The organism is Arthrobacter sp. Dra40 (assembly GCF_059091905.1).
In genome coordinates, this window is the sequence record NZ_JBNHHB010000320.1 from 1 (window position 1) to 4,546 (window position 4,546).

Sequence of the window (4,546 nt, forward strand, 5' to 3'; positions counted from 1 at the left end):
CCGGTCCATGGTGCGCAACATGACGACGGCGCGCGAGCTCGGCTACCTGAACATCCCGCGCGGTGTGCTGGTGGACTTCAAGGAACTGGAGAAGCTGCCGCCCACCAAGGCCGTGCTGATCTGCACCGGCTCGCAGGGCGAGCCGATGGCGGCACTGGCACGCATGGCCGGCGGCGACCACATGATCGACCTGACCGAGGGCGACACCGTGCTGCTGGCCTCCTCGCTGGTGCCCGGCAATGAGTCGTCGATCTACCGGCTGATCAACGACCTCACCAAACGCGGCGCCAACGTGGTGCACAAGGGCAACGCGAAGGTCCACGTCTCCGGCCACGCCTCGGCCGGCGAGCTGGTCTACTGCTACAACCTGGTCCGCCCGAAGAACGTGCTGCCAGTCCACGGCGAGCACCGGCACCTGAAGGCCAACGCCGAACTGGCCGTCCGCACCGGTGTGGACCCCAAACGCGCGCTGATCGGCGAAGACGGCATAGTGGTGGACCTGAAGGACGGCGTGGCACGGGTCTCCGGGCAGATTGCCGCCGACTACGTCTACGTGGAGAACATGGTGGCCGGGGCGGCCACCGAAGCCTCCTTGCAGGACCGGCTGCGGTTGGCCGAAGACGGCGCCGTCACCGCGCTGCTGATCGTCAACCCGGACACCGGGCGGCTGGAGGAAGAGCCGGAGTTCTTCCCGGTCGGCTTCGCCCCGGCGGTCGAGCAGCTGGAGAAGGCCACCGGCATCGTGGAGAAGACGCTGATGCAACTTCGCGGGGACAAGACCGGCCCGGACGCCGAAAAGGCTATCGCCCAAGCACTGGTGCGCTGGTCCGACCGGGCGCTACGGCGCAAGCCGGTGGTTACGGTCATCATCGTCGAGGCCTAGCCGGACAGTTTCGCCACAGCGAAGAACCAGCGAAGAACCACGCAGGGACGGACGGACACAGGCCCGTCCGTCCCTGCCTGCTTCAGGAGCTTCCCTGCCTCCGGCTCACGGGCCGAGGGTCGGCGAGTTCCGCTAATCCGTGGAGGATTTCGTGGTCATCGGCGTTCCTTCTGCCGGGCCTCCGCCGCTGGCTGCCGGCTTACCCGGGCGGCGAGCCTGCCCGAAAGCGGCCCCAGCACGATGAGCGAGGCCCAGGTGAGCTTTCCTGCAGTCCCGCCTGCGGCGAAGGCCACCGGAATCGACAGCGCGAAGACCAGCGGCGGGACGAGGGAGTCGAGCACGAACGCCCGATGCTGCCGGTGGTTCATCGGCTCGATCTCTAGGCGGTTCCTGCGGGCAATCTCGAAGATGGCCAGCTGTGCCAAGGCTGCCAGGGCAAGGTTGGCCGCGTACATCACGGTGGACAGTGCCAAGGGCGATGTCTCGGGGTCGCTGATGCCCTGCGTGGTGAACGGAATCAGGATGACGAATGAGGCAGCCACCAGGTTCGCCGTCGTCGTTGCCGAATCAAGAGCCGAGAGCCGTTTGATCAGGCGGAGGTTCACCCGCCAAAAAACGGCGATCACCACAAAGCTCAGGACGAAACCGGCAAGCTGATGCAGCAGGCCGGAGCCTGCCAGCGACCGGAGGCTTTGCCATGCCTCTGCCGAGGGAGCATCCAGGTTGGTGATCAGCAGCGTGATGGCGAACCCGTAAATGACGTCGTAAAAGTTGATGCCGCGGTCAAACTCGCTGGATTCCCGGGCCAACATGGCGGAATTGCGCTCCAGCTGTTGGGAACGTTCCGCGGAATCTTCTGGGTCGCTGTGCGGGGGCGGTTCGCCGTCCCGGGGTTCTGCCACAAGATCAGCGTGGCCCTAACCGTGGACACAGTGCAATGGGCACAAGGCACAAGGCACAAGGCACAAGGCACCGGGCGCAAGGCACAAGGCACAATCCACTGGGCCCAAGGCGCGACGGCGGCGCCCGTCGCTGGGCGGGGATGCGGCAGGCGCCGGTACGCGCACCGCCGTCGTTGTTGGCGCAGTGGCACAACAGTGGCGCAGCGCGGGAACGCTCTGCGCCACTGCTGGCAAGGCCGGCTACGGGACCGGGATGGTCCCGGCATAGTCGGTGTTGTAGCCGGTGACCGGCTGATGCGGAATCTCCTCCCAGCGGTCGGCGTCCTCCTGCTGGACTTCACCGGTGGCCAGGCCCAGGAGCAGTTCCTTCATGGCGAGCAGATTCTGCTTGACGCTCTTGCCCCTGGCCTTTTGGCCGAGGCTGCCGTCCGAGGTGTTGCCGGAGGTCTCGAAGAAGATGACAGGGTTGGAGTGGCCCTCCGGGTTCAGGCCCTGATAGTTCAGGCCCAGCATCATCGCCGAGACCACGCCGCCCTTGATGTCGATTTCCAGGCCGTTGCCCACCTGGTAGCGGTCCATGTTGATGGATCCGTACTTGGAGAGTTCGTCGTACACATGGACGTGCATCTGGCGGGTCAGTTCGTCGTAGGCGCCGTCCTTGATGCCCGGCAGGGTCGGGCCGCCCGGGGCCAGCGAGATGCCCAGGGACAGCGTGACATCGTCGCCGGTGCCCCATTCCTTCTTCAGGCCCTGGTGGTGGATGTCGATGCCGTAGGCCGGCTTCACGTCGGTCCAGTACTCGTAGAAGGCCAGCGACTCGTTGGCCACGAACCCGTTGGGTGTCCAGTCCCGGTTCAGGTCGATCCGCTGTTCACGCCCGTTGGCGCCGAACTCCGGCAGGTTGCTGGCCTGGTCCCAGAGAACGGTGTGGCGGATGTTCGCCTCCGACCCGTCCGGGTTGTACATCGGGATGAAGTGGAAGGTGAACTTATCGCGCAGCAGCTGATAGTCCGCCGAACCGTTGGTGCCCAGATCCTTCAGCAGGGACAAGATCGACTCGGTGCCGTAGGGCTCGTTGCCGTGGATGCGCCCCTGAATCCACACATGCTCGGCGCCATTGCCGACGGTGGCTACCCAGAGGTCGCGGCCCTGCTCGGACTTGTTGACCTGCGTGCCCGCTTCTTCCAGCGTGAAGGCGTCCACGCCGAAGCGGCTGTTCTTCTCCAGCTTCCGCAGTTCCTTCACCAGGTCGTCATAGGTCAGGATGCTGGCGGTATTGGTCTTGCCCTCGGTCGAAGGGAAGTTGGCATCCGCAAGGACCGGAGTGGCTGCACTGAAGGGAATAACGACGGCGAGGGCCGCCGCCGCGGCCAGGCTGCGGTAGCGTCTGGGCTTGGTCGAACCGTGGTTGGTGCTGCTCTTGGGCTGGTGCGTCACTGCATGTCCTCCAAAGGTTGAGCGATTCATGCGCCAGCGCAGCCGGGAAATACGGCTGCGCTGGCGGGATCGACAGCTTAAGGAAACTGTCGGTATGGAGACGGTAGCCGTGCTTGCCCGATGTGCACCAGTGTCCAGGGCCGGATCCGGGCCTGTAGCTCGGTAATTGCCGGGCCGGAAGCCCTCGTAGCTTTGTGTCCGTGCCGGGCAGCTACCGGCCCGCGCAAGTGAGCAGTACGCTCAACGTGTGACTCCTGAGGACCTGGCCAATCTGGCGCATCTGCGGCGGGCGCGGGACTTGATCGACCGGGACTTTGCCAGGCCGCTCGACGTTCCGACCATGGCGGCCAAAGCGCTGATGTCGCCGGCGCATTTTTCGCGACGGTTCAAGGCCACTTACGGCGAGACACCGTACAACTACCTGATGACCCGGAGGATTGAGCGGGCGATGCGGCTGCTGCGCGCCGGCGTGAGCGTCACGGACGCGTGCATGGAGGTGGGCTGTACATCGCTGGGATCGTTCAGCACCCGGTTCACCCAGCTGGTGGGGGAGAGCCCTAGCGCCTACCGGGGCCGGGAGCATCCGGCTGCCGAGGCCATGCCGCCGTGCATCGCCAAGCTGCTCACCCGGCCCGTGGACCCGAGATCGAGCAGGAATGAAGAAGCGGCAGCCCCTGCCCCGGCGTAGTTTTGCCGCATGACTATTTCACTGCAGTACTGCAACATCACCGTGAACGATCCTGCTGAATCCATCCCGTTCTACCGGGACGGCCTGGGGCTGGAGGTTCGCAACGACGTCGCCAACGACGGATTCCACTGGATCACCATGGGCAGCCCCGACCAGCCCGAACTGGAACTGGTGCTGTCCGCTCCTCACGCCGGCCGATCCCAGGCCGACGGGGACCAGCTCCAGGAGTTGCTGGTCAAGGGGGTGCTTCCCATGCTCGTGTTCCGCACTGATGACCTGGACGCGGTCTTCGACCGGCTGGTCTCGTTCGGGGCGGAGGTTTTGCAGGAGCCCATGGACCAGCCGTGGGGACCGCGCGACTGTGCCGTCCGGGACCCATCGGGCAACATGATCCGCATCAACCAGGACAAGTAACCCAGCCACCGGAACGACGTCGGCCGCTCACCTTGGGTGCGCGGCCGACGTCGTCATCTGCTGGGTCACGGCTGTGACGCGGGTTCTCCTTGGGCGCTATCCGGCGATACAGCAGCCTTCCGATCAGCCACTCTTCTCCGAGCAAAGGCCCTAGCTGCGCGGCGGGATGGTCCATTGCTCCGCGGGCCGCAGCCGGAACACCCGATGGGCATCTCCCCGGAC

The 4,546-nt window shown here is 65.5% G+C and carries 5 protein-coding genes; 3 read left to right on the forward strand and 2 right to left on the reverse strand.

Annotation, left to right across the window (positions count from 1 at the left end; translation table 11 throughout):
* Positions 1-883 (forward strand): ribonuclease J (locus tag AC5RWT_RS34800; RefSeq protein WP_494084206.1); only part of this gene is annotated, 883 nt, incomplete at its 5' end.
* A 155-nt stretch (positions 884-1,038) separates the two neighbouring features.
* Here AC5RWT_RS34800 and AC5RWT_RS34805 read toward each other — a convergent pair.
* The gene (locus tag AC5RWT_RS34805) at positions 1,039-1,785 is read right to left on the reverse strand and encodes a TMEM175 family protein (protein ID WP_494084207.1); all 747 of its coding nucleotides are present in this window, start codon (positions 1,783-1,785) and stop codon (positions 1,039-1,041) included.
* Positions 1,786-2,025: 240 nt separating this feature from the next.
* Positions 2,026-3,222 carry a M14 family zinc carboxypeptidase gene (locus AC5RWT_RS34810; RefSeq protein ID WP_494084208.1) on the reverse strand — a complete coding sequence of 399 codons (1,197 nt, stop codon included), beginning with the start codon at positions 3,220-3,222 and terminating at the stop codon, positions 2,026-2,028.
* A 247-nt stretch (positions 3,223-3,469) separates the two neighbouring features.
* Here AC5RWT_RS34810 and AC5RWT_RS34815 point away from each other — a divergent pair, with 247 nt between their 5' ends.
* Positions 3,470-3,910: a helix-turn-helix transcriptional regulator gene (locus AC5RWT_RS34815; RefSeq protein WP_494084209.1), complete on the forward strand. Its 441-nt coding sequence runs from the start codon at positions 3,470-3,472 to the stop codon at positions 3,908-3,910.
* Between the two features lie 9 nt (positions 3,911-3,919).
* Positions 3,920-4,324, forward strand: coding sequence for a VOC family protein (locus AC5RWT_RS34820; RefSeq protein ID WP_494084210.1), 405 nt, complete (start codon positions 3,920-3,922; stop codon positions 4,322-4,324).
* Positions 4,325-4,546: the final 222 nt, after the last annotated feature.